Source organism: Methylobacterium sp. Gmos3 (assembly GCF_056430985.1).
In genome coordinates this window covers 88,728-107,363 of the sequence record NZ_JBWJYL010000003.1, presented here as the reverse complement: position 1 = coordinate 107,363, position 18,636 = coordinate 88,728, and the positions used below count along the sequence as shown (strand labels likewise).

Here is an 18,636-nt window from a genome sequence, read left to right as displayed (position 1 = left end):
GATCGGGCTCCGCGACTTGACCGGCCGGGCGCAACGGCGCTCGCCAGGAGTGACGCCGCCATGCCCGGAACCGAGATCCGCCTCGCCCTCGACGCGATCCCGATGGGAGGCATGAAGGAAGGCGCGTCCGGGGACGACAAGGTGCTGTTCGTGCGCGACGCCTCGGGCGTGCGGGCGTTCCAGGCCAAGTGCCCGCATCTCGGCGCGCCGCTCGCGAAGGGCGAGATCTGCGGCGGGCGGCTTTACTGCCCCTGGCACAAGGCCGCCTTCGCCCTCGCGGATGGCAGCCTCGAAGAACCGCCGGCCCTCGATGCCCTGACGCGCTACCCCGTCCGCATCGAGGGCGCGGAGGCGGTCGCGACCCTCACGCCGGAGCCGGCGCCGACGAGGACAGTCGGCGCCGCCGTGGACTCCGTGCTGATCGTCGGCTCGGGTGCGGCGGCCGTCGCCTGCGTGAAGACCCTGCGCCGCGAGGGCTACGATGGCCGTATCACCATGGTCGGCCGCGAGGCGCATCCGCCCTACGACCGGACCAAGCTGTCGAAGCAGTTCCTCGCCAAGCCCACTCCGCCGGAGAAGGTGCTGATCGAGCCCGATTTCACGGAAGCCAACGGTGTCGAGCGACTGACGGCGGATGTGAGCGAGGTCGATCCCGCCGCCCGCGAGGTCCGCCTCAAGGATGGGCGGACGCTGACGGCCGAGGCGATCCTCGTCGCCACCGGAAGCCGGGCGGCGATGCCGGATTTCCCCGGCAAGGACCTCGAGGGCGTCTTCACCCTGCGCAGCCTCGATGACGCGGTGCGCGTGAGCGAGGCGGCGGGCGAGGGCAAGACTGTCGTGGTGGTGGGCGCGGGCTTCATCGGCCTGGAGGCCGCCGCCTTCCTCACGAAGCGCGGGCTCTCCGTGACCGTGCTGGCGCGCGAAGACGTGCCTTTCGCCAAGCGCTTCGGCGAGGCGGTGGGCGCGGCGCTCAAGCAGTACCACGCCGGCAACGGCGTCACCTTCGTGAAGGGCTCCGTCGCTGGAATGGCCGGTGAAGGCCGCGTCGAGGCGGTGGAGACCGAGGACGGCAAGCGCCTGCCCGCGGACATCGTCCTCGTCGGCGCGGGCGCCAAGCCGGAGACGGATCTGATCGCGGGCATCGCGCCCGACGACAGCGGCGGCCTCAAGGTCGGCGGCGATCTGAAGCTCGCGGAGGGCGTGTGGATCGCGGGCGACATCGCGTCATTCCCGGAGAAGGCGAGCGGCGAGACCGCGCGAATCGAGCATTGGCGCCTCGCGCAGCAGCATGGGACGCATGTAGCCCAGGCCATTCTCGGCCACGGCGGGGAATTTGCGGGCGCGCCGTTCTTCTGGAGCAACCAGGGCGACAAGCGGCTCGATTACGGCGGCTACGCCAAGGGCTTCGACCGGATCATCCTACAGGGCGATCCGGCCGCGCTCGATTTCATCGCGTATTACGTCACGGGCGAGAGCGTCACCGCCGCCTGCAGCATCGGCCGCAATGGCGCCTTCACCGCCTTCCTGCACCTTCTCGGGCTCGGGCGCCTGCCCTCGGCCGCCGAGATCGAGTCGGGCGCCGATCTCCCCGGCCTCGCGAGGGACGCCGCCTGAGAAGGGTCTGCGTCAGCACGGCACGGAACCGGGCGGAGGCGCCTCGGCTTCTCCCTGCTTGCGCCCCTCCGGCGCCTTCAGGGACGCGCCATGAATCAGATTATCGTCGTCGCGCTGATCTGCGCCGCCTCCGTGCAGGGCCAGGATTGCTCGCGCGACACCGCCCTCGACGTCATCACCGGCCCGGCGCACACCTTGCAGGAATGCCTGATCCAGGGGCCGGTTCTCGCCGCCAATTCCGGCTTCAAGGGCGAAGACGGCGCGTATGTGAAGACCCGGTGCGAGGTGAAGCACTGAGCGGTTCTTGAACTTTGGTTCAAGGGTCCGGCAATGGAATCTATTTCGGCGTCAGCGCCGAAGCGGTTAGAAGGGGCGCCATAACAGACGCCAAACGCGAGAGAACGCCATGTCCGCTTCCCCCGCCATCCAGGCTGAGCCCTTCGACACCGTGGCGGTGACGAAGGCCGCCGGCCAAGCCGCCAAGCGCCTCAGCGACGAGGCCATCCGGCGCGTCCGCACCCGCGTGATCGGCGCCGACGGCAAGATCGACCCCGCCAAGCTCGAAGCCCAGCAGCATGCCGCCCACGGCCTCGCCTGGCTCGCGACCTATGCCGAGGCCGTGCGCGAACTCGGCGACTACGCCGAGCGCCTGACCGAATCCGGCCAGTTCGGCGAGACCGAGGACCTGCTCGTGCGCATCGGCGCGGGCGAATACCTCGACCAGATGTTCTTGGCGATCCCGATGAGCCAGGGCGAGATGGTGCGCCCGGTCGGCTCCCTCGGCCTGTCGGCCAAGGAGGTCGCGGAGTTCCGCACCGAGGCGGTCGAGACCCTGATCGCCGAGGGCAACACCGCCGAGAACCGCGCCGCCCTCGTCAACCGGATGCGCGACGGCAGCGGCAGCGCCACGGTAGGCATCTCCGGCCTCGATGAGGACATGGAGGCGATCCGCTCCGAGATGCGCCGCTTCGGCAAGGCCGAGGTCGCCGACCACGCCCACGAATGGCACCTGCAGAACGCCTACATTCCGATGTCGGTGATCGAGAAGATGGCCGAACTCGGCGTGTTCGGCCTGACGATCCCCGAGGAATACGGCGGCATGGGTATGCCGAAGGCCGCCATGTGCGTGGTCTCTGAGGAATTGTCCCGCGCCTATATCGGCGTCGGCTCGCTCGGCACCCGCTCCGAGATCGCCGCCGAACTGATCCTGTGCGGCGGCACCGAGGAGCAGAAGCAGCGCTTCCTGCCCAAGATCGCCAGCGGCGACATCCTGCCCACCGCCGTCTTCACCGAGCCTAACACCGGCTCCGACCTCGCCTCGCTACGCACCCGCGCGGTGAAGGAAGGCGACACGTGGCGGATCACCGGCAACAAGACCTGGATCACCCACCCCGTCCGCGCCGACATCATGACCGTGCTGGTGCGCACGAAGCCCGAGGAGAAGGGCCACAAGGGCCTCTCCCTCCTCATCGCCGAGAAGCCGCGCGGCACCGACGAGGAGCCCTTCCCCGTCGAGGGCCTGTCGGGCGGCGAGATCGAGGTGCTCGGCTACCGGGGCATGAAGGAATACGAGCTGGCCTTCGAGAACTTCGCCGTTCCGGCGGCGAACCTTCTCGGCGAGGTCGAGGGCAAGGGCTTCACCCAGCTCATGCAGACCTTCGAATCGGCTCGCATCCAGACCGCCGCCCGCGCCATCGGCGTGGCCCAGGCGGCATTGGACGTCGGCCTGCGCTACGCCGAGGAGCGGGTGCAGTTCGGCAAGGCGCTGGTGAACTTCCCCCGCGTCTCCGACAAGCTCGCGATGATGGCGGTGGAGATCAACATCGCCCGGCAGCTCACCTACTTCGCCGCCCGCGAGAAGGACGAGGGGAAGCGCTGCGACCTCGAGGCCGGGATGTCCAAGCTGCTCGGCGCCCGCGTCGCCTGGGCTGCGGCGGACAACGCCCTGCAGATCCACGGCGGCAACGGCTTCGCCCTGGAATACCCGGTGAGCCGCATCCTCTGCGACGCCCGCATCCTCTCGATCTTCGAGGGCGCGGCCGAGATCCAGGCCCAGGTCATCGCCCGCCGCCTGCTCGACGCGGCGTGACGGGAAGGAGCCGGGCGGCTCTAGGCCGCCCGGTTCGCCTTACTTCGTGATCTTGACGGAGACCGGATCGCTCGACGGGAAGGTCTCCTCGAGGGCGTCGTCGAGACGCTCGTTCAGCTTATCCTGCTTGTTGTCCGGGTTCTGCTTGTCGCCCGGCTTGGCGCTGTCCTGCTGGAAGCCGGCCTGATCGCGGGTCTTCTGGTCGTCGGCCATTGCGAGTCCTCTCGCGTGTGGGATGCACCCAGGCGGGTGCGGGTGCCCATCAACGCGAGGCGCCGCCGGTGTTTCCGAGGGAGGCGCCGACTTTCTGGGCCGCCGCGACTCGCCTCCTTCCCGCCCGCTGACGCGACGCGGACGCGCGCAGCACCGTCTCGTACACGCCCGTCAATCGGTCGAGATGGGCGTCGAGGGTGAGCGGCGCGGTCCAGTAGCGGGCATGGGCGGCACGGCCCATGCGCAGGGCGAGGGCATCGTCGGCGAGCCGGCGCAGATGCGCGGCCAGGGCCTCGGGATCGCCGGACCGGAACCAGTAGCCGGTCTCGCCGTCCACCACCGCCTCGCGGCCGGCACAGGCATCGCTGACGATCACCGGCGTGCCGCAGGCGAGCGCTTCCAGGACCGTGAGGGGCTGGCCCTCGTACCAGATGCTCGGGAAGACCAGGGCACGGGCCGCGCGCATCATCGCCGCCACCGCCTCCGGGTCGCGCCAGCCCAGCATCACCGCCTCGGGATAGCGCGACGCGAGCGCCTCCCGCTCGGGACCGTCGCCGACGAAGACCGCCTTCACCCCAGCCCGGCGGGCGGCCTCGGCGAAGATCGGGGCGCCCTTCTCCGTCGAGATGCGGCCGACGAACAGGAAATCGCCGGGCGCGCCCTCCTTCGGCGGATGCTGCGTGACCGAGACGGGGTTGTCGACCCGGTGCATCGCCGTGCCCGCCGGCAGGAGCGGTCGCACGACGCTCTCCTGGAGGGCGCTGATCGTGACGACATGGTCGAAGAGCTGCGGCAGCCGCGCGACGTGGTTCATGCCGACATGGCGCACCATCCGCGCGACCTTGCGCGGGTAGCTGCGGGCATCGCAATTCGTGGCGATGCAGGAGGCCGACATCGGCGTGCGGTGGCAGATCGCCCCGGCGCGATAGTCGTAGAAGCCGCCCGTGGGGCAAACGAGGAAGAACTCGTGCATCGTGTAGAGGCACGGATGCCCCGCCGCGCGCAGAGCCCGGCCGATGGCCGGCGAGAGCGCCTTGGCGAAGGCGTGGACATGGACCAGCACCTCGCCCGGCGCGTCGCGCGCCAGTTCCGTGGCCAGCGCCTCGGCCGCGTAGCCGTTCCAGATCGCCTGCGCCGCGAAGGCGAGCGGGTTGCGCGCCGTGGTGACGTCGTCCTGCCCGAGGCAGACCACCCGCACGCCCGCCGCTTCCAGCCTCGAATCCACCGGCCCGACCGCCGCGAACAGGCTGACCCGGTGCCCGCGTGCCGCCAGTCCGAGCGCCGACTCGATCGCGACCTTGGCCTGCCCGCCATTGATGGCGCCATGGTCGGCGACGAGGACGATCTGCACGAAGAAACTCCCTGCGCGGGGACGATCCCTCGTCTGTAAACCAGCACCAGTTGAGCCTGCGTAAACCTGCCACCACTAGTGTCGGCGCGACAATGAGGCGCCGCATGCACGTCGTGATCATCGCAGAATTCGCGACCGCCAGCGGTGGCGCGGAGAAAGTCGCCCTGGAATCGGCACGCGGTCTCGCCGAAGCCGGGACGCGCGTGACCTACATCCAGGCGATCTCCGGCACGCCGGATCCTCTCCTCGATCATCCGGCGATCACGCGGATCGATCTCGGCTTGCCCGACATCTGGTCCCTCGGCGCGGCCAAGGCGGCGACGACCGGCCTGTGGCACGGGGCGGCGGCGAAGGCCCTGCGGGGGGCGCTGGCGTCGCTGCCGGCGGATGTCGCCTGCCTGCACCTGCACCAATGGACCCGGACCCTGTCGCCCGCGATCATGCCGGTCCTGTTCGGTCACGGCGCCCCGGTGGTGGCGACGCTGCACGATTACTTCCTCGCCTGCCCGAACGGCGTCCATTACCGGTTCGACCGAAACGAGCCCTGCGCCCTGCGCCCGATGTCGGGGGCCTGCCTCGCCGCGCCCTGCGATCCGCGCAGCCACCTGCACAAGGCGGTGCGGGTGGCGCGCACCGGCCTCCTCTCGCGCACCCTGGCGGGGCGTCCGCTTCATGTCGTCCATGTCTGCGATGCCAGCCTCGGGCGGATGGGCGCGATGCTCGGCCATCTGCCGCTGACGCATCACCGCATCGACAACCCGGTCCGCCCCGTTCAAGGGCCGCCGGCCGACCCGGCGCGCGGGGACGCCATCGCCTATGTCGGCCGCCTGACGCGGGAGAAAGGCGCGGATCTCGTGGCCGAGGCCGCCCGGGACGCCGGGCTGACCGCCCTCTTCGTCGGCTCCGGCCCCCTGGAGGACGAGTTGCGCGCGCGGCCGGGCACCGAGGTGATTGGCTGGAAGGCGCCGGGCGAGGTCTGGGATATCCTCCGCGGCCGGGCGCGGGCGCTCGCCGCCCCCTCGCGCTGGCACGAGACCGGGCCGCTCACGGTGTACGAAGCCCTGGCCGCCGGCCTGCCGGTGGTCGCCTCCCCGCGCGCGGGCGCCTCGGAGAAGGTGCGCCACGGCGAGACCGGCTTCGTCGTCGCGCCCGAACGGGAGGCCCTCGCCACGGCCTTCACCGCCCTGCGCGACGATTCCACCGCGGGAGCCATGGGGCGAGCGGCTCTCGCTCGCTTCCGCGACTCACCGATGGGCCTGGATCTCCACGCCGGGCAGCTGCGCGATCTCTACCGCCGGTTGAGCGAACCGGGTGGTGCGCCGCACAAACACTCCGCCGCCGCCTGACCGAATCACTCGCGTTTTGGGAGCGCTGCCAATCAAGTCTCTATCGCCACGCTTGCATCTTTCTTGGCTGCTCGCGTAATCACATCGTCCTTGTCCAGTAGGCTTTAGAACAGACGCCCCAACCCGCTCGGCGGATTCAATCCGCGGATCTTTGGATAGGCGGGAGGTCTATGGTCGATAGGAAATCGGCTGCCTATCCCTTGCGCGAGAACGTCCAGACTGGCAGGATATTTTCTCCATCAGGCCCGATTGACTTTTATTGCAACGCAACATAGATCAGTTGCGTCAACGGCGGAACCGAGCGTTCGCGCCTGATGTCAATCTGGCTGGAGACCCCCATGCAGACCCCGAATTTCGAGATCCCGAACGAGATGCGTGATTTCGCTGAGAAGAGCGTGGATCAGGCCCGCACCGCTGTCGGCACGATGATGGCCAATGCCATCAAGGCCAGCGAGCAGATGCAGACGGCCGGTCATACCTTCCAGTCGACCTTCACCTCCGCGATCGCGAAGGGTTTCGACCACGCGCAGAACAACGCCAACGCCGCGTTCGACCATGCTCAGAAGCTGGTCCGCACCCGCGACCTGCGTGAGGCCTTCGAGCTGCAGTCCGAGTACGTCCGCAGCCAATTCGCCGCGCTTCAGTCGCAGGCGAAGGAGTTCGGCTCGCTGGCCCAGAACGCCGCGCGCTGATCGCTTGAGGGAAACGGCGCGCTCCCTGTTCGGGGGCGCGTCCCACGCCGGCCGGCCCTCGCAGGCGCGATGTCGCTGAGGGCGCCCGCGACGAGGAGCTCACGCGTTGTCGAAGCCGCGCCGACCCAAATACCAGAGACAGGCCCCGAAGCCCGCCGAGATGCCCGCTATCGAGCCGGCACCGAGCGAGGCCGCGCCGAGCCCGAACGAGGCCGCGCAGGAGCCCGTGGAGCCCGAAGCCGCCTCCTTCGAGGCGCCCGCCGCGTTCCAGGACCTCTCCCCCACATTTATCGATCCGCCCGCCGAGATCCTTCCCGCTCCGGTTGAAGCGATCGCCGAAATCATGCCGGTTCCGGCCGCCGCCATCGCGTCGACGTCGCCCCGGCTGCTCAACGCCGAATCCTTCGGCACCACGGTGATGAACTATTTCATCGGCGAGGGCGAAGCGTTCGCCGCGCACATGCGCGCCCTCGCGGGCGCCAGATCCATGGCCGATTTCGTCCGCTTGCAGATCGGCGAATTCCAGCGCGCGGCAGATTCGACCCTGACCTGCTGGGGGATGCTGACCGTCTCGGCGACCCGGACCGTGAACGCCCGCTGACGCTCATCGCGGACGAGAGCCACCCTTGGAGGCTGCCCGGGAAGCCCGGGCGGCCCTTCCGTTCCTCCCTGCCTTCGCCTGTCGCTTCAGGGCCACAACCCCGGCCGGAACGAACCTGTGATGGAAAGCTTCGGTTAACCACGTCGCTCCTATTGCCTATCGAGGCGCATGGGAAACGACATGGTCCGATGGTTGGCCACGCGCATTTGATCCGCTCCGCACTCCTCGGCCTGGCCGCCTTGCTGGCCGTGGCCCTCCCCCTGCGCGCGCAGGACAGCGAGCGGTCGTCGGCCATCGCCATCGCGGCCGACCTGTCCAGCCAGGGCGCGCAGAGCAAGCTCACCCTCACCCTCTCGCGCGCCGTCGATGCTCGCGCCTTCGTGATGGAGCGGCCCGACCGCGTCGTGATCGACCTGCCCGAGGTCAACTTCCAATTGGATTCCGACACCGGGCGTCGGCGCGACGGGGTGGTGCAATCGTTCCGCTACGGCCTGTTCGCGCCGGGGCGCTCGCGCATCGTCATCGATCTCGCGTCGCCCGCCACGGTCGGCAGGATCGACAGCGTCACCCGCCCCCGCGACGGCGCGGTGCTGATGACGATCCCGCTCCAGAAGGTGGATCGCGAGACCTTCCGCAAGGCCGCCGCCGCCGCCGATCCCCGGCCCGCCCCCGCCCAGGCCACCGCCGCGACGGGGACCGATCCGCGCCCGCTCATCGTTATCGACGCCGGCCATGGCGGCACCGATCCCGGCGCCATCGCCACGACGGGCGTGTTCGAGAAAGACATCGTGTTCGGCTTCGCGCAGGATCTGGCGGGCAAGCTGAACGCGTCCGGCCGCTACCGGGTGCAGATGACCCGTGATCGCGACGTGTTCGTGCCGCTGAACGAGCGGGTGCGCATCGCCCGCGACGCCAAGGCCGACCTGTTCATCTCGATCCACGCGGATTCGATCTCGTCGGCGCCGCAGGTGCGCGGGGCGACGATCTATACCGGGTCCGAAAAGGCCACCGACGCCGAATCGGCCAAGCTCGCCGAGCGCGAGAACCGCGCCGACGCCGCCGCCGGCGCGGAGGCGGCGGAAGCCGCGCCGGACATCGCCGATATCCTCCAGGAGCTGACCCTGCGCGAGACGCGCGGCTTTTCGTCCGGCTTCGCGCGCAACCTCATGGGCCAGCTCGCCCCCGTGATGGAGATGAGCACCAAGCCCCACCGCGAGGCCCGCTTCGTGGTGCTGCGCTCCCCCGACGTGCCGAGCGTGCTGGTGGAACTCGGCTACCTCTCGAGCAAGCGCGACCTCGAGAAGTTGCAGGACCCGGAATGGCGCGCCGGGGTGACGGGCTCGATGGCCAGGGCCATCGATCAATTCTTCTCAACCCGCACGAGTATCGGCAAGCCGGGCACCGGGACGCGACGCTCCGCCGCCATCGCCCCAGTTTCACCATAGATCCGGTGTGGATACGGGGCGTTCGGATGCCCCGGCACGCGAGGTTGCAAAGCGGCTCCTCGCGGGGCTCCTGAGGGCAGCGTCCGGGAGCCGATTGCGCCGAGAATCGGCGCATCTCCGGGCTGACGGCGAGCGGAAAACCGGATGCGTCTGATCCTTCGTTTCTTCGGGATTCTGTTCAGTGCCGGTGCGGTGCTGTTCTGCGTCGGCGCGGTCTTCGCCGGCTACTTCTACTGGAAGTACAGCCAGGATCTGCCCGATCACGCCCAGCTCGCGAACTACGAACCGCCGGTGATGACCCGCGTCCACGCGGCGGACGGATCGCTGCTGGCCGAATACGCCCGCGAGCGCAGGTTGTACCTGCCGATCCAGGCCATGCCGAAGATCGTCGTGGCGGCCTTCCTCTCGGCCGAGGACAAGAACTTCTACAAGCACGGCGGCATCGACCCCGAGGGGATCGTGCGCGCCTTCCTGACCAACGCCAAGTCGGGCAAGCGGCAGGGCGCCTCGACCATCACCCAGCAGGTCGCCAAGAACTTCCTGCTCTCCTCGGAGCAGACCTACGACCGCAAGATCAAGGAGGCGCTGCTCGCGCTTCGCATCGAGGCGGCCTACTCGAAGGACAAGATCCTCGAGCTCTACCTCAACGAGATCTTCCTCGGCACCATCGTGCCGGGCCGGAACCTGCACGGCGTCGCCGCCGCCGCCCTCGATTATTTCGGCAAGTCCGTCCACGAATTGACGATCAACGAGGCTGCCTATCTCGCCGCGCTGCCGAAGGGGCCGAACAACTACCACCCCTACCGCAAGACCCAGGCGGCGCTGGACCGGCGCAACGAGATCATCCGCCTGATGCGGGAGAACGGCTACATCACCCGCGAGGAGGAGGAGAACGCCAAGAAGCAGCCCCTCGGCGTGAACCCCCGCGTGGCCTTCCCGAACGGCTCCATCGCCAACTACTTCACCGAGGAGGTCCGCCGCGAGATCTCCGAGCGCTACGGCGAGAAGAAGCTCTACGAGGGCGGCCTCTCCGTGCGCACCACCCTCGATCCGAAGATGCAGGCCTGGGCGCGCAAGGCCCTGGTGGACGGCCTCGTGCGCTACGATCAGGCGCGCGGCTGGCACGGCCCGGCGAACCACGTCGACCTGACCGGGCGCGATTGGGGGCAGGCCGCCTCCGAGGTGCCGTCGCTGGGCGACGTCGCCCCCTGGCGTCTCGCCGTGGTGCTGGGCTCCGGCGCGGGCGGCATCCAGGTGGGGCTCCAGCCCCGCCGCGAGGCCTCCGGCCAGATCTCCAAGGACCGCGAGACCGGCGTGATCACCCCCGAGGGGATGCGCTGGGCCGGGCGGCCGAACCTGCGGCCGGGCGACATGGTCTATGTCGAGGCCATGGATGGCGGGCGTAACCAGTACCGCCTGCGCCAGCGGCCGGAGGTCTCCGGCGGCATCGTCGCCATGGACCCGAACACCGGCCGCGTGCACGCGATGGTCGGCGGCTTCTCCTACGACGAATCCGAGTTCAACCGCGCCACCCAGGCGATGCGCCAGCCCGGCTCATCGTTCAAGCCGATCGTCTATTCGGCGGCTTTGGACAACGGCTACACCCCCTCCTCCATCGTGCTCGACACGCCGATCACCATCGAGGCCGGCCCCGGCCAGGAGGCGTGGACGCCCTCGAACTACGATGGCAAGTCCGGTGGCCCGCACACGCTGCGCTACGGGATCGAGCATTCGAAGAACCTGATGACGGTGCGCCTCGCCAAGGATGTCGGCATGCCGCTGATCGCGGAATATGCCCGCCGCTTCGGCGTCTACGACGATCTGCTCCCGGTGCTGCCGATGTCCCTCGGCGCGGGTGAGACGACGGTGATGCGCATGGTCACCGCCTATTCGATGCTCGCCAATGGCGGGCGGCGCATCCGCCCGACGCTGATCGACCGGATCCAGGACCGGATCGGCGAGACGATCTACCGGCACGACAACCGCAAGTGCATCGGCTGCGACGCGGACAAATGGTCGGGCCAGGACGAGCCGAAGCTGGTGGACGATTCAGAGCAGGTGCTCGACCCTCTCACCGCCTACCAGATGGTTTCGATCATGGAGGGCGTCGTCCAGCGCGGCACGGCCACGATCCTGAAGCAGCTCAACAAGCCGCTCGCGGGCAAGACCGGCACCACCAACGACGCCAAGGATGCGTGGTTCGTGGGCTTCTCGCCCGATCTCGCGGTGGGCATCTATATCGGCTACGACAAGCCGCGCTCGCTGGGCGACCGGGCGACCGGCGGCGGCCTCGCGGCCCCCATCGCCCTCGACTTCCTGCGCCAGGCGCTGAAGGACAAGCCGCCGACGCCGTTCCGCGTGCCGCCGGGCATCAAGCTGATCCGCGTCAACCTCGCCTCCGGCACCCGCGCCGGCTCGGGCGAAGGCGCCGGCACGATCCTCGAGGCGTTCAAGCCGGGCACCGCCCCGCCGGATGCCTACGTGGCCCCGGCCAACAGCGCGCCGGCCGCCTCCGCCGCACCCGACGCCGATGCGGCCGCCCAGGCCGGCGGGGTCTACTGAAGCAGAACCGTCCCAAAACCACGCGTCGCTCGCCTGAGCGCGCGTGGTCCCTGTTCGTCAAGCTTTGCAGTCGGTCATACGGCTAGCCGCGTAAGAAACTGGTCACGTTCACTCCAGACAATAGGAGTGATGCCGTAAGCCCATAGCGCACCGGTCACGCTGGATGAGACGACCTTCTCGTTGTCGTTCAGAAAAGCGAATGGCTCGGAGTTCTCTGGCCGCACTGCCTTTGTATCGAGCCAAGCAAAAATAAGATTCCGCGCAGCGGACGCGCTAGGGTTATTGATCGCTCGTATGATTCGCTCCGGCGCGAGTTTCGATTTCGGAATAACGAAATCGAACATAAAATCGAAGCCACTCTTCCCGGAAAACTTGATGCGCGGCGTGTAGCGAATATCAGCGCTCTCCATCCATGCCGAGACGTCTTCCAGAAATATCGACTCCACCGCCGCGGACGCGAGATAGAACATGTCCTGTACAGAGAGGACAGCCTGAATTAGATTGTGTTTGCGAATTGGAAAGTCATCCCGATTCGCAAGCACTCGGAACTCGCCTTCGCTATGCTCGACGCCAAACCCGTTGAGGATAGTGCGGAGAATTCCCTGCCGCCGAGGACTATCAATCAGGCAGCCGGATTGCTCGAGATCCATGAGGGTCTCGCCGCCGTCCGTAATCACAAACCCTCTATGGGTTTTCTTAGCATATATTTGAATATAATCATTATGACGATCAAGATAAGGCGTGGTTATCTCCGTCCACTCACCCAGGATTTTGGTTGCCGATTTATCTCTCAGCCACTCGTAATAGCCGCCAATGAGATCATCGATTTCACTCATGTGAATAATCCGCGATCGAACGCAGGCTCCTCAACAATCCTGCAGAAGCGCATGAAATCATGCAGCGTTTGCCAGTGATCCGACGGATCGCTGAATTGATTAGCTGCCACGGGATACGCCCATCGATCCCCATATCCCTCACGGTATAAATGGATGTGGGGACAGGGAATTTCCTGATCGTCGGGATTGCGATGTGGCGCCCCACCAATGTCAATCCGGGCCAGCACAAACGTAACACGGGCGCGATGCTGGAACTTACCTTTCGTCAGGTTGATGCGACTCCGACTAATGTCGAGTTGGAAGCTTTCCGATCCGTCCAGCGACGCAAGCGGAACGGTGATGCTGCCCCCTAGATCCGGCAAGCGCCAGCGTTTGTCGTCCATACGCCGCTTATCCATCACGATGAGTGCATCGGCCTCAGACTGAGACAGCGCGACCGTCATTCCTTCGCCTTCGCAGATGGTGCTGGCGCGCCCTGCCGAAGCTTCGGAGAAACGGCCGTCTAGCTCGATCTTCCTTTTGATTTATCGTCAAGCATTCCGAGGATCCATGCAAGAAGGAGGAGTGACCGAGCCCTCAGCGGATGGCTGGGCATTCGTGACGAAGCCGCATTGACGATATTGCGAAGCGTCGCAATGCGGTGTGCTATGTCGTCAGGTTCTTGATCGGCGCCCATCGGTCGCTCCCGAAGGCCCGTGTCCGCGGTGCGCCCCCGCTGACGAGCCTTGGCCATCCCTAGTCGGGGAGTTGGAAAACCGCCACAAAACGGCCCCTACGACCTTTAGCACCGGGGTACCTGGACATGCGTCGCAGGCTCCCCGACCGCATGGTCAAGGAAGGTGGCGCCGCATCGGCCGGCGCCAAACCATCGTCGAAGGGGTTTCCGCGCCCCAGGGCGGCGCGTACCGCCCCGCCCGAATTAAAGCCGGTCGGCGCGGTTCAGGTCAAGCACAACGAAGACTTTATCGCGCGTATTCGAAGCAATTCGGCCTGTTTCTCCACCTCGTCATTGCGAGCGGAGCGATGCACTTCAGGGTTGTGTCACGTCATCGAACGGAGCGCGTCCCTGGATTGCTTCGCTCCGCTCGCAAAGACGGCGGCGGAGGCTGGCTCGCCCCGCATCCTGCGAACGATCATCGCCCTCGCCGGACTGTCGCGGCAGACTGCTAGAGCATCGACCGATCACATTGAGTCGGCCCCCACCCTTTCACCTCATCCTGAGGTGCCCGCCTCTAGTGGGCCTCGAAGGATGAGGGGATGATCGGGAGAAGACTGGCTGAAGCGACTCGTTCGAGTGCGACTCTAAAAGAACGCCTGCAACCCCGTCTGCGCCCGTCCGAGGATCAGCGCGTGGACGTCGTGGGTGCCCTCGTAGGTGTTCACCGTCTCGAGGTTCTGGGCGTGCCGCATCACGTGGTATTCGCCCATGATGCCGTTGCCGCCGTGCATGTCGCGGGCGACGCGGGCGATGTCGAGCGCCTTGCCGCAATTGTTGCGCTTGACCAGGCTGATCATCTCCGGCGCCATCTTGTGCTCGTCCATCAGGCGGCCGACCCGCAACGAGGCCTGAAGGCCCAGCGCGATCTCGGTCTGCATGTCCGCGAGCTTCTTCTGGACCAACTGCGTCTGCGCCAGGGGGCGGCCGAACTGCTTGCGCTCCAGCGTGTAGTCTCGCGCCCGGCGCCAGCAATCCTCCGCGGCGCCCATGACGCCCCAGGAGATGCCGTACCGCGCCCGGTTGAGGCAGCCGAACGGACCCTTCAGGCCGGAGACGTTCGGCAGCAGCGCATCCTCCCCGACCTCCACATCGTCCATGACGATCTCGCCCGTGGTGGAAGCGCGCAAGGAGAGCTTGCCCTTGATGGTCGGCGCCGAGAGGCCCTTCATCTCCTTCTCGAGGATGAAGCCGCGGATGGCGTCGCCGTGCTCCTCCGATTTCGCCCAGACCACGAAGACGTCCGCGAAGGGGGCGTTCGAGATCCACATCTTGGCGCCGGAGAGCCGATACCCGTCGGCGGTCTTCACCGCCTTGGTCTTCATGCCGGCGGGATCCGAGCCCGCATCCGGCTCGGTGAGGCCGAAGCAGCCGATCCACTCGCCCGAGGCGAGCTTCGGCAGGAACTTCCGGCGCTGTTCCTCCGAGCCATAGGCGTAGATCGGGTACATCACCAGGGAAGATTGCACGCTCATCATCGAGCGGTAGCCGGAATCGACGGACTCGACCGCCCGCGCCACCAGCCCGTAGGCGACGTAGCTCGCGCCGGCGCAGCCATATTCCTCCGGCAGGGTCACGCCGAGGAGGCCGCGTTCGCCCATCTCGCGGAACAGGCCGGGATCGGTCTTCTCCTGCGCGTAGGCCTCGACGATGCCGGGCAGCAGCCGCTCGCGGGCGAAATCCTGCGCGGCGTCGCGGATGGCGCGCTCGTCCTCGGTCAGTTGCTCGTCGAGCAGGAACGGGTCGTCCCAGACGAAGCGCGCGGAGGGCGGAGCGGAGGGGGAGGCGCTGCCCGGAGGGCGCATCGGGGCGTTCATGGGTTCCTCGCGTTTCTCGCGCGGGTCTCGTGGCCCGCTGTCGTGGGGCAGACCCTAAACCCCTCGCGGCCCGCTTCCAACGCAACGGGTGACGCGGCGCCCTTCCCGTCAGGCCTTGCCAAGCACGGTGAGCCAGAACAGCGCCGAGAGCGGCGCCATCAGCGTCGACACCAGCACCGAGGCCGCGATCATGCCCATCTCGGTCTTGTAGCGGGCGGCCATCAGGTAGGCGTTGATGCCCACCGGCATCGCCGCGAACAGCACCGCCACCCCCGCATAGGCGGGCGGCATGGAGAAGACGTGGAAGGCGAGCAGCCACACCGCGAGCGGGTGCAGGATGTTCTTCAGCACGGCGATGACCAGCGCGCCCTTCAGATCGAACAGCACCCGGTAGCGCTTGAGCCCCGCCCCGAGGGCGACGAGGGCGCAGGTCGAGGCCGTGCCGGCGAAGGAATCGATCAGCGCCTTGGGGATGCCCGAGGGCGTGATGCCCGTCGATTTCAATACCATGCCGACGATCAGGGCGACGAAGATCGGGTTCTTCAGCAGCACCAGCACGAGGCCGCGCAGGCGGGCGAGGATCGGCTTGTCGGAATCCGATTCGATGAGGAACGTGGCGCTGCCCATCATCAGCGGCAGGTGGACGGCGAGCAGCATGAAGAGCGGGAAGGCCCCCTCCTCGCCGTAAGCCTGCAGGATCATCGGCACGCCGACGAACACGGTGTTCGATTGGCTCGCCGCGAAGCCGTGCAGGATCGCGCCCCGCCGCTCCACGCCCGCCCGTCGCTTGGCGATGAGCGTGCCTGTGAGCCACGACAGCGCCGCGCCGCCGAAATACGAGACCCAATAGGACCACGCGACCTCGCCGCTCATCCCCGGCCGGGTCAGTGTCGCGACGATCAGCGCGGGCACCGCCACCGCGAACACGTATTCCGAGAGGCCGTCGCTGACCTTGTCGGAGATCAGCCCCGTCAGCGCGGCGCCCCAGCCGATCAGGACGATCCCGAAAATCGGGGCGATGATGGTGAGGGCGTTCACGGATCCGGCAATCTGGCGCAGGCTCGACAGCGAGCTTTGCCGGCGCATAGCACGGCGATGCGCCAAGCAGACCCTCGAAGAACGCAGGGAAGACTTCGCAGTACAACCTACAGGGCTCTTGACCGCTGTTCGGCACCGGCCCCATATTTTCGGAGCGGTCCGAGGCGGCTTTCGCCGCCCCGGACCTTCTTGTCGGTGATTACCCGAGCTTAACGCGGAGGATCAGGTGCCAGCTGGTCCTCCGCACTCGTCTCATCACCACAAGAACGCTGATCCGTGGCAGGAACCACATCTCGGCGTCTCCAAATGACCGAGCGATGCCGTCGCCCGCAGGCACCCGGCGGCTCACCGGGCACGGGATCTGGACATCCTGGCGTTTCCGCACGATCACGCGAATTGCTTTGCATATGAATGTAATCCGCTCAAGGGATCGAGGCCCTTGAGCGGTGAGTACTTGCATATTTTCAATTAGACGTTTGCTATTATCTGGGAAATACTCTTCGCGGTTGTTTGCGCCGGCCTCACTTCTTTTCGAGCACCTTCAACGGATCGGTGCGCTGACTGGGGCTTGGCTCCTTCGTGAGGTTTTGCGCGTCCTGACCCTCGACGCCGGCGGACTTGGCGGAGCCCTGACCGCCCACGGCGGTGTCATTGGAGTTCTGACCCGGCACCACGCCCGTCGCGAGTTCGAGGCAGGTGATCATCTCGACATAGGACGGGTAGCCGCCGGCCTTGAATTGCGCCTCGCATTGGCGCTTCGCAGCGGGGGCGTAGGAATCCCAATTCTTCTCGGCCTGCCGCTTGGCCTCCTTCTCGGAGCGCAGGCAACCGTCGTAGCTCGCCTTGTCGTTGACGCTGGGATCCGCGATCTGAGACGACCGGCAGGTCTTCTCCACGTCGAGGTCGGGCACCGTGTCGGCCTGGGCGTGGGCGGCGAAGCCCAGGAGCAGCAGGGCGGCGGGGAGATACGGTCTCATCGGGTCTCTCGCGGGCTTGAGGGCCTCACGGCCCTGTCGGTTTGGCGCGACAACGCGCCAGCCCGGCTTTCGGCACCAGCCGCGATCCATCACCCGGCGTGGGCGGCCCGCAAGGCGGTGTCGAGGTCGCGGTAGAGGTCGTCCGGGGCCTCGATTCCCGTTGAGAGCCGCAGGAGATCGGGCGGGCACGGGCTGTCCGGCCCCTCCACCGAGGCGCGGTGTTCGATCAGGCTCTCGACGCCGCCGAGGGACGTCGCCCGCTTCCACAGCCGCACCCGCGCGGCGGTGGCGATAGCCGCGCCCTCGCCGCCCGCGACCCGCAGCGACAGCATGAAGCCGAACCCGTCCTGCATCTGGCGGGCGGCCACGGCATGGCCGGGATCGCCCGACAGGCCGGGATAGAGCACCCGCGCCACATGGGGATGCCCCTGGAACCGCGCGGCCAGGATCGCCGCGCCGGCCGATTGCGCCGCCGCACGGAGGTGGAAGGTGCGCAGGGAGCGCATCAGCAGATAGGCTTCGAACGGCCCGAGGATGCCGCCGCTGCCGGCGCGGATGCCGGCGATCCGCTCCCAGAACGCATCGGCCTTCGCCCCCATGAGGACGCCGGCCACGACATCGGAATGGCCGTTCAGGATCTTGGTGGCCGAATGCATCACGATGTCGGCGCCGAGGTCGAGGGGGCGCGTGTGGTACGGCGAGGCGGCGGTGGAGTCGACGGCCAGCCGCGCGCCGGCCCCGTGGGCGAGGGCGGCGGCGGCGGCGATGTCGGTGACGGTCCAGAGCGGGTTGCCGGGCGTCTCGATCCAGACGAGCTTCGTCGCGCCGGGGCGGATGGCGGCCTTCAGGCCATCGAGGTCGTCGGTGCCGACGAAATCCACCGCGATGCCGCGCCGGGGCATTTCCGCGCGCAGCCAGCGCTTCAGCGCCCAGTACATCACGTGGCTCGCGACCACGTGGTCGCCGGGCTCCAGGGCGCCGAAGACGGCGGTCGCCGCCGCCATGCCCGAGCCGAACAGCATCGCCCCCGCCTGCGCGCCCTCCAGCATCGCGAGCACGCCTTCCGCCTCGCGGACGGTGGCGTTGTCGGGGCGGGCATAGGAGAAGCCCGACGAGTAGCCGTTATCCGGGTCGCGAATGAAGGTCGTCGCCACATGGAGCGGCATCACCACGGCGCGGGTGATGGGGTCGACATGGCCCATCGCCTGCGCGGCGAGGCTCCGCCGCGAGAAATCCACCGCTTGCGTGTCCTCCGGCATGCCACCCGGCGCCTCTGGTGCGTTAGTGCCTGACATCCGATTTGTCCTGCCCGTTCCGCGCCCGCGCTGACACGACGGCGG

Annotated in this window: 16 protein-coding genes; 8 read left to right on the top strand and 8 right to left on the bottom strand. The window is 67.7% G+C overall.

The annotated features are described in order from the left end of the window. Positions 1-60: 60 nt before the first annotated feature. The 3 genes from ACS5Q7_RS06765 (at position 61) to ACS5Q7_RS06755 (ending at position 3,703) form a co-directional block, all read left to right on the top strand. Positions 61-1,614: an FAD-dependent oxidoreductase gene (locus ACS5Q7_RS06765; RefSeq protein WP_478338656.1), complete on the top strand. Its 1,554-nt coding sequence runs from the start codon at positions 61-63 to the stop codon at positions 1,612-1,614. Positions 1,615-1,704: 90 nt separating this feature from the next. Further along, positions 1,705-1,911, top strand: a complete 207-nt coding sequence (locus ACS5Q7_RS06760) for a hypothetical protein (RefSeq protein WP_478338655.1) — start codon at positions 1,705-1,707, stop codon at positions 1,909-1,911. Between the two features lie 109 nt (positions 1,912-2,020). Continuing rightward, positions 2,021-3,703 carry an acyl-CoA dehydrogenase family protein gene (locus ACS5Q7_RS06755; protein ID WP_478338654.1) on the top strand — a complete coding sequence of 561 codons (1,683 nt, stop codon included), beginning with the start codon at positions 2,021-2,023 and terminating at the stop codon, positions 3,701-3,703. 39 nt (positions 3,704-3,742) lie between these two features. Here ACS5Q7_RS06755 and ACS5Q7_RS06750 read toward each other — a convergent pair whose 3' ends face one another. Together ACS5Q7_RS06750 and ACS5Q7_RS06745 are read right to left on the bottom strand one after the other, a co-directional pair. Next, positions 3,743-3,916 (bottom strand): hypothetical protein, encoded by a 174-nt coding sequence (locus tag ACS5Q7_RS06750; protein ID WP_478338653.1) that lies wholly within the window; start codon positions 3,914-3,916, stop codon positions 3,743-3,745. Positions 3,917-3,965: 49 nt separating this feature from the next. Further along, positions 3,966-5,267 carry a glycosyltransferase family 4 protein gene (locus tag ACS5Q7_RS06745; RefSeq protein ID WP_478338652.1) on the bottom strand — a complete coding sequence of 434 codons (1,302 nt, stop codon included), beginning with the start codon at positions 5,265-5,267 and terminating at the stop codon, positions 3,966-3,968. A gap of 104 nt (positions 5,268-5,371) precedes the next feature. Here ACS5Q7_RS06745 and ACS5Q7_RS06740 point away from each other — a divergent pair, with 104 nt between their 5' ends. The 5 genes from ACS5Q7_RS06740 to ACS5Q7_RS06720 all read left to right on the top strand — a co-directional run bounded on the left by ACS5Q7_RS06740 (position 5,372) and on the right by ACS5Q7_RS06720 (position 11,913). Further along, complete coding sequence (locus ACS5Q7_RS06740) at positions 5,372-6,613, top strand: glycosyltransferase family 4 protein (RefSeq protein ID WP_478338651.1); 1,242 nt, start codon at positions 5,372-5,374, stop codon at positions 6,611-6,613. Positions 6,614-6,951: 338 nt separating this feature from the next. Next, positions 6,952-7,305: a phasin gene (locus ACS5Q7_RS06735; RefSeq protein ID WP_478338650.1), complete on the top strand. Its 354-nt coding sequence runs from the start codon at positions 6,952-6,954 to the stop codon at positions 7,303-7,305. Positions 7,306-7,531: 226 nt separating this feature from the next. After that, positions 7,532-7,906 (top strand): hypothetical protein, encoded by a 375-nt coding sequence (locus ACS5Q7_RS06730; RefSeq protein WP_478338649.1) that lies wholly within the window; start codon positions 7,532-7,534, stop codon positions 7,904-7,906. A 188-nt stretch (positions 7,907-8,094) separates the two neighbouring features. Beyond that, complete coding sequence (locus ACS5Q7_RS06725; RefSeq protein ID WP_478338648.1) at positions 8,095-9,351, top strand: N-acetylmuramoyl-L-alanine amidase; 1,257 nt, start codon at positions 8,095-8,097, stop codon at positions 9,349-9,351. Between the two features lie 144 nt (positions 9,352-9,495). Continuing rightward, positions 9,496-11,913 (top strand): penicillin-binding protein 1A, encoded by a 2,418-nt coding sequence (locus tag ACS5Q7_RS06720; RefSeq protein ID WP_478338647.1) that lies wholly within the window; start codon positions 9,496-9,498, stop codon positions 11,911-11,913. Between the two features lie 74 nt (positions 11,914-11,987). Here ACS5Q7_RS06720 and ACS5Q7_RS06715 read toward each other — a convergent pair whose 3' ends face one another. The 6 genes from ACS5Q7_RS06715 to ACS5Q7_RS06690 all read right to left on the bottom strand — a co-directional run bounded on the left by ACS5Q7_RS06715 (position 11,988) and on the right by ACS5Q7_RS06690 (position 18,591). After that, positions 11,988-12,749, bottom strand: coding sequence for a DUF1829 domain-containing protein (locus tag ACS5Q7_RS06715; protein WP_478338646.1), 762 nt, complete (start codon positions 12,747-12,749; stop codon positions 11,988-11,990). Continuing rightward, complete coding sequence (locus tag ACS5Q7_RS06710) at positions 12,746-13,192, bottom strand: DUF6978 family protein (protein ID WP_478338645.1); 447 nt, start codon at positions 13,190-13,192, stop codon at positions 12,746-12,748. The genes ACS5Q7_RS06715 and ACS5Q7_RS06710 overlap by 4 nt, the downstream gene beginning before the upstream one ends. A gap of 859 nt (positions 13,193-14,051) precedes the next feature. Further along, a complete protein-coding gene (locus ACS5Q7_RS06705) occupies positions 14,052-15,281 on the bottom strand; it encodes an acyl-CoA dehydrogenase (RefSeq protein ID WP_478338644.1) in 1,230 nt (409 codons plus the stop codon). 108 nt (positions 15,282-15,389) lie between these two features. After that, positions 15,390-16,319, bottom strand: a complete 930-nt coding sequence (locus ACS5Q7_RS06700) for an AEC family transporter (protein WP_478338643.1) — start codon at positions 16,317-16,319, stop codon at positions 15,390-15,392. A 521-nt stretch (positions 16,320-16,840) separates the two neighbouring features. After that, positions 16,841-17,296 (bottom strand): hypothetical protein, encoded by a 456-nt coding sequence (locus ACS5Q7_RS06695; RefSeq protein WP_478338642.1) that lies wholly within the window; start codon positions 17,294-17,296, stop codon positions 16,841-16,843. Positions 17,297-17,385: 89 nt separating this feature from the next. Then, positions 17,386-18,591, bottom strand: a complete 1,206-nt coding sequence (locus ACS5Q7_RS06690; protein ID WP_478338641.1) for a trans-sulfuration enzyme family protein — start codon at positions 18,589-18,591, stop codon at positions 17,386-17,388. Positions 18,592-18,636 lie beyond the last annotated feature (45 nt).

Excerpts from the sequence above, each read along its gene's own strand:
- ACS5Q7_RS06765 (WP_478338656.1), top strand. The coding sequence starts at position 61 with ATGCCCGGAACCGAGATCCGCCTCGCCCTCGACGCGATCCCGATGGGA.
- ACS5Q7_RS06760 (WP_478338655.1), top strand. The coding sequence starts at position 1,705 with ATGAATCAGATTATCGTCGTCGCGCTGATCTGCGCCGCCTCCGTGCAG.
- ACS5Q7_RS06755 (WP_478338654.1), top strand. The coding sequence starts at position 2,021 with ATGTCCGCTTCCCCCGCCATCCAGGCTGAGCCCTTCGACACCGTGGCG.
- ACS5Q7_RS06750 (WP_478338653.1), bottom strand. The coding sequence starts at position 3,916 with ATGGCCGACGACCAGAAGACCCGCGATCAGGCCGGCTTCCAGCAGGAC.
- ACS5Q7_RS06740 (WP_478338651.1), top strand. The coding sequence starts at position 5,372 with ATGCACGTCGTGATCATCGCAGAATTCGCGACCGCCAGCGGTGGCGCG.
- ACS5Q7_RS06735 (WP_478338650.1), top strand. The coding sequence starts at position 6,952 with ATGCAGACCCCGAATTTCGAGATCCCGAACGAGATGCGTGATTTCGCT.
- ACS5Q7_RS06725 (WP_478338648.1), top strand. The coding sequence starts at position 8,095 with ATGGTTGGCCACGCGCATTTGATCCGCTCCGCACTCCTCGGCCTGGCC.
- ACS5Q7_RS06720 (WP_478338647.1), top strand. The coding sequence starts at position 9,496 with ATGCGTCTGATCCTTCGTTTCTTCGGGATTCTGTTCAGTGCCGGTGCG.
- ACS5Q7_RS06715 (WP_478338646.1), bottom strand. The coding sequence starts at position 12,749 with ATGAGTGAAATCGATGATCTCATTGGCGGCTATTACGAGTGGCTGAGA.
- ACS5Q7_RS06710 (WP_478338645.1), bottom strand. The coding sequence starts at position 13,192 with ATGACGGTCGCGCTGTCTCAGTCTGAGGCCGATGCACTCATCGTGATG.
- ACS5Q7_RS06705 (WP_478338644.1), bottom strand. The coding sequence starts at position 15,281 with ATGAACGCCCCGATGCGCCCTCCGGGCAGCGCCTCCCCCTCCGCTCCG.
- ACS5Q7_RS06695 (WP_478338642.1), bottom strand. The coding sequence starts at position 17,296 with ATGAGACCGTATCTCCCCGCCGCCCTGCTGCTCCTGGGCTTCGCCGCC.
- ACS5Q7_RS06690 (WP_478338641.1), bottom strand. The coding sequence starts at position 18,591 with ATGTCAGGCACTAACGCACCAGAGGCGCCGGGTGGCATGCCGGAGGAC.